This window comes from Pseudoalteromonas sp. BSi20439, from assembly GCF_000241165.1.
In the GTDB taxonomy this organism is placed as follows: Bacteria; Pseudomonadota; Gammaproteobacteria; order Enterobacterales; family Alteromonadaceae; genus Pseudoalteromonas.
Map to the genome: position 1 here is coordinate 1 of NZ_BADW01000180.1, position 5,231 is coordinate 5,231.

Below are 5,231 nucleotides of genomic sequence, written 5' to 3' on the forward strand. Positions count from 1 at the left end.
ACGGGCAATAGCGGCTGCAACTGCTGACTTTTTGTCATCTACAGCTTCGTCATCACCATTATTTTGTGCTTTTTGCTCTTTATAAAGGCGAGCTTGCTCTTTACGTGCTGCGCGCTCTTTTGCAACTTCACTGTTATCTGGCTCGAGTTCATCACCTTGCTTTTTAGCTTTAGCACGCGCAATTGCAGCTGCTACAGCTGATTTATTGTCACCATCGCTGGTTTTATCTTTAACGCGGGCAAGGGCATCGGCTACTTTTTGCTGTTCTTCGGTAGATTTAGCTGCAGGTTTACGTTTGTGGCGATTTTTTCGCTCAGCTTGTTCTTGCTCTAAACGCGCTTTACGTGCATCAAAGCGTTCTTTAGCGCGATCAGATTTTATCTTCTCGGCAATTTGCTCTTTAATCTCAACTTTTGCAACGCGGTAGTACTGAACGAGTGGTATTTCACTTGGGCAAACATAGGCACACGCGCCACATTCAATACAATCAAATAAGTTATGTTCTTGGAGTTTGTCGTATTCTTTTGATTTAGCAAACCATTGTAACTGCTGAGGTAGTAATGACGCGGGGCAGGCATCTGCACAGGCACTACAGCGAATACAGGCTTTTTCTGGGCCTGGCTCTGCTAATTCTTTATGATCTGGAGCAAGTATACAGTTTGTTGTTTTAACAACGCCAATACGAACCGTGGGTAAGGTAAAGCCCATCATAGGGCCGCCCATAACGACGCGCTGTTGTGGTACGGGTGAAAACCCTTGGCAATCCAGTAAGTGTTTTATCTCAGTACCTAATAGAGCCCATACATTACCGGGCTTATGTATGGTATTGCCGGTAACGGTAACTACACGTTCAATTAACGGTTTACCTTCGTATACAGCTTGCTGTATAGCAAATAAAGTGCCGGTGTTATGTACTAAAATGCCGATATCAGCAGGAATGCCACCATTAGGAACTTCACGGTTAGTGAGTAGTTTGATCAGCTGTTTTTCACCGCCAGAGGGATAAACAGTAGGCACGGTTTGTATTAAAATATGCTCGTTATGCTTCGCCGCTTCTGTCATGGCTGTGATAGCCTCGGGCTTATTATCTTCAATACCAATAATACACAGGGTAGGGTTGAGCAGCTGTTGCATGAGCTCAATACCTTTGATTATTTCAGCGGCATGTTCACGCATTAAAGTATCGTCAGCCGTGATGTAAGGTTCACACTCAACCGCGTTCACGATTAAAAACTCAATCGGCTGCTTAATATCTGCTTTAACGTAGGTTGGAAAACCTGCGCCTCCCATGCCAGAGATCCCCGCATTATGAATAACATCAACTAGTTCATCGTGTGATGCATTGGCTGGGTTTGCTAAAGGCGATAGTTCACACCAAGTATCTTTGCCATCGGGTTCAATAATAATGCTTAATTCAGGCAAAGCAGAAGGGTGTGCTGATGGCATAGGCGTAATATCAATAATAGTGCCTGATGTAGGTGCATGCACAGGTACCGACCAGTTAGCAGAAGGCTTAGTTAATGGTTGACCTTTTAATACGTGCTGGCTTTTTTCTACAATTAACTTGCCGCTAGCGCCAATATGCTGCTTTAAAGGTAGAACGAGTTTTTCAGGCAAAGGAAGGCGCGCAATAGGCGCATTATTAGATAATGACTTTTGCTGCGGAGGATGTACGCCGCCAGGAAATGCCCAAACGGTGCCTTTTTTTATTTGTTCAAGTAACTTTTCCACTCAAACCTCTAATCTATTTGGGTAACAGGAATAGCGTCTAGTTGCCATTTCCAAGTTTGTTTTGTTGGTGCAACGGGTAGCATGTCAATACAATCGACCGGACAAGGTTCAACGCACAAGTCACAGCCTGTACATTCGTCAATTAGAACGGTGTGCATTTGTCGGGTTGCACCAACAATGGCATCAACAGGGCAGGCTTGAATACATTTGGTACAACCAATACATTCATCTTCGCGAATGTAGGCCACCGTTTTAACTGGCTCGGCTTGTTCGCCGCCGGCTAGAGGTTTAGCCTCAACACCCATCAAATCAGCTAACTTTTTAACTGTCGCATCACCACCGGGTGGGCACTTGTTTATTTCATCGCCATTGGCAATGGCTTCTGCATAAGGGCGACAACCAGGATAACCACATTGACCACATTGTGTTTGTGGCAAAATGGTATCGATTTGCTCTACTACAGGATTACCTTCAACTCGAAAACGTACGGCTGCAAATCCTAAAATTAATCCGAAAATTAACGCCAGTAAACCCAGCGCTATTAAAGCGTACAACAAGGTCATATTAAAACTTCACTAATCCAGTAAAACCCATAAAGGCCATTGACATTAAACCTGCCGTGATCATTGCGATTGAAGCTCCTTTAAATGGAGTGGGAACATCTGCTGCGGCTAGGCGTTCGCGTAATGCCGCAAATAAAACTAAAACTAATGAAAAACCCACTGCGGCACCAAACCCATAAACGGCAGATTGTAAAAAGGTGTGATCTTCTTTGATATTTAATAAAGCAACACCGAGTACTGCACAGTTAGTCGTTATTAAGGGTAAAAATATTCCCAATAAACGATATAGCGTTGGACTGGTTTTTCTAACAACCATTTCGGTAAATTGAACAACCACTGCAATAACTAAAATAAAGCTCATTGTTTTCAGGTAGGTGATATCTAGTGGTAATAAAATATACTCGTTTACTAAATAACTGGTCACAGAGGCAAGCGTTAGCACAAAAGTAGTTGCTAAAGACATACCTATGGCTGTATCAAGTTTTCCTGATACACCCATAAACGGGCAAAGGCCTAAAAATTGTACTAATACAAAGTTGTTAACTAACACTGTTCCAATTAATAACAAGACGTATTCTGTCATGTGTGCCTCACGCTAATAAAATCCCGTGTATTATCCTTTTTTCTACTGCGATTAACAACACGTTGAGTGATTATCAGTTAAATAAACAACGTTAAATAATGGGCTAATTGTAAAGGGTTAAATTCAAGGGAGTTTGCAATTAAAAAACTGTCAGCATTTTAACGGCTGAACAGTCATAAAAGCACACTTTAAAAAGTAAAAAAGAGCATAAATGCTCTTTTTTACGTTAATTGCAGTAGGGGGACTAAATGTCTTTAGGCTTTTCAATGTAGTAACCTTGAACACCATCAAGGCATAGCGTCTCTACAATGTGTTTTTCTTCTTGGCTTTCAACACCCTCAGCAAAAACACTGACACCTATTCTATGTGCAAGGTCGACCATTAACCGCATAAAGTATTGGTTATTTTTATCGTCTTCTAAGCCTCGAGTATAGCTTGCATCCATTTTAATAAAGTCTGGTTTTAAGTCTCTGAAAAACTTAAATGAGGTGAGTCCTACACCAAAGCGTTCAACAGTAATTCTGGCACCAACGCGATGCACCATGTCAATAAAGCGTTTGCTTGCTTTAATGTTTTGTTGCAGACCAAATTCACTCACCTCAAAAATTAACTTAGAAGCAATATGGGTATCTTTAAGTAAGCGACGCTCTAACCAAATCATAAATTGGTCACTGTGCGCGCTTGAAGGAGTAATATTTAAGCCAAAATATTTTTCAGATAAATTACTCGATTTTATTCTTTCTAATGACGATTCTATTATTAACTTATCAATTTCAATGGCCATATCGAGCTTTTCAGCCATCGCTAAAAATGAAGCGGTAGGCAAAGCTTGATTTTCTTCTGTTTTAAAGCGGGCTTGAATTTCAGCATAGGCTTTAATGCTTTTGCCCAAAGGCATGATATTTTGCATTACTAAATGCACACTTCGAGATTCAATAACTTCATTAATCACTTTGCGCCAGTTTTGATTACCAAAACCTGCGCTTACATTATTGGATAAATCAGTATCGCGTTGTACGTGCCATGCATTAACTTGTTTTGACTGCGCCATACTCATTGCATTATCAACAATAGAGAGCAGTTCGCCTAGTGGTTTGGCTTTTTCATAACCGACAATCCCCGTGTTTGCTACCGAGCTAAGTTCTTGGTTTTGCATGTATTGCGTAAACCGAGATTGTAGGTTTTTACCAAATCTCTCGGCTTCTTTTAGTGGGGTGTTTGGCAGTATAATTATGAAGTCAGAGCTGTTTACTCGAAATACCTGGCTGCTGGTATAGGTACCGCTAATACTTTTTATAATATCAGCAACAGCTTTAATATATTCATCGCCTTTTTGATAGCCACGGCTTTGATTAATTGACTGTAGCTCGCTACAGCGCACCAATGCCAATGAGCCAAAGGTACTCACTTCAGTGTTTTCAATATGCTTTTCATAGTAATCAACAAACATGTTGCGATTACCTAAATCAGTAATGCCATCTTTATATGCTTCGCGCTTAATAGTGTGGGCGGCGGTTTTAATATCGTCGTTTTTATTCTTTAAAAAGTGCGATAAACGATTAAAACTAGGGATTAAATTTTTTCCTAATTTTTCTAATTGGCTAGAGTCAAATTTAGTTGCGAAATCATCACTGAGTTGGTTTTGATTAATATATATGTCAATAACATCTGCAACGCCCATGCACACATTGGTATTAATGTGTTCAACAATAGACTTCATTAATATAACGGGGATCAACGCGAGTAGGGTGCTTATAGCAAATACAATAAAAAATGCGGTTTGAAACTGATCAGCCAAGTAAGCAATGTTTAATTTAAATTCAACTTTTATATCGGCATTATTATTAGTGGCGTACTGAGGGCGTACTGAGTTGTAGTTAGATTGAATAAGCTCAGCAATAAAAGGCAGCTTGGGTGTGTTGCTAATTGAAAACACTTCTGCGCCTTGATAATCACGTAGAGTAAAACGTGAAAATGTTTCACTGGTTGCAAGTGTGCTTTTTAAGTTATCAGCAGAAATGTCAGTTGCGGATAAGTTTTTAATGTATTGCTCAACAGTAGCTTGTGCATTTTTTTGCGCATTACCGATAGCGCTATCAAAATTTTGGCTTATAAAGTAACAGCCAGCGGTTACAAGAATCAACCAAGCCATCAGTTGTATAAAAATAAGTTTTTTAAAAGCTGCCATTGTTTAATCTTTATATGTCAAAGGGGAGGACGCAACCTCATGATTATTAAACTAATTATAGCTTGATAGTTAAAGTTATCAAATAGTTAGTTTTATAAGCAAAAAGTTTTTGTTTTAAAAGAGAAATGGTAGTGCAATTTTTAGGATATGTCTATGGGAGTGTAGT

Annotated in this window: 4 protein-coding genes; all 4 read right to left on the minus strand. The window is 39.8% G+C overall.

Annotation, left to right across the window (positions count from 1 at the left end; translation table 11 throughout):
- On the minus strand, positions 1 to 1,731 hold a 1,731-nt coding region (gene rsxC / locus P20439_RS14110), incomplete at its 3' end, for an electron transport complex subunit RsxC (protein ID WP_036934219.1).
- A gap of 8 nt (positions 1,732 to 1,739) precedes the next feature.
- A complete protein-coding gene (gene rsxB, locus P20439_RS14115; protein WP_008115242.1) occupies positions 1,740 to 2,294 on the minus strand; it encodes an electron transport complex subunit RsxB in 555 nt (184 codons plus the stop codon).
- 1 nt (position 2,295) lies between these two features.
- Positions 2,296 to 2,877, minus strand: a complete 582-nt coding sequence (gene rsxA / locus P20439_RS14120; protein ID WP_008115244.1) for an electron transport complex subunit RsxA — start codon at positions 2,875 to 2,877, stop codon at positions 2,296 to 2,298.
- 244 nt (positions 2,878 to 3,121) lie between these two features.
- A complete protein-coding gene (locus P20439_RS14125; RefSeq protein ID WP_008467870.1) occupies positions 3,122 to 5,065 on the minus strand; it encodes an EAL domain-containing protein in 1,944 nt (647 codons plus the stop codon).
- Between the last annotated feature and the right edge of the window lie 166 nt (positions 5,066 to 5,231).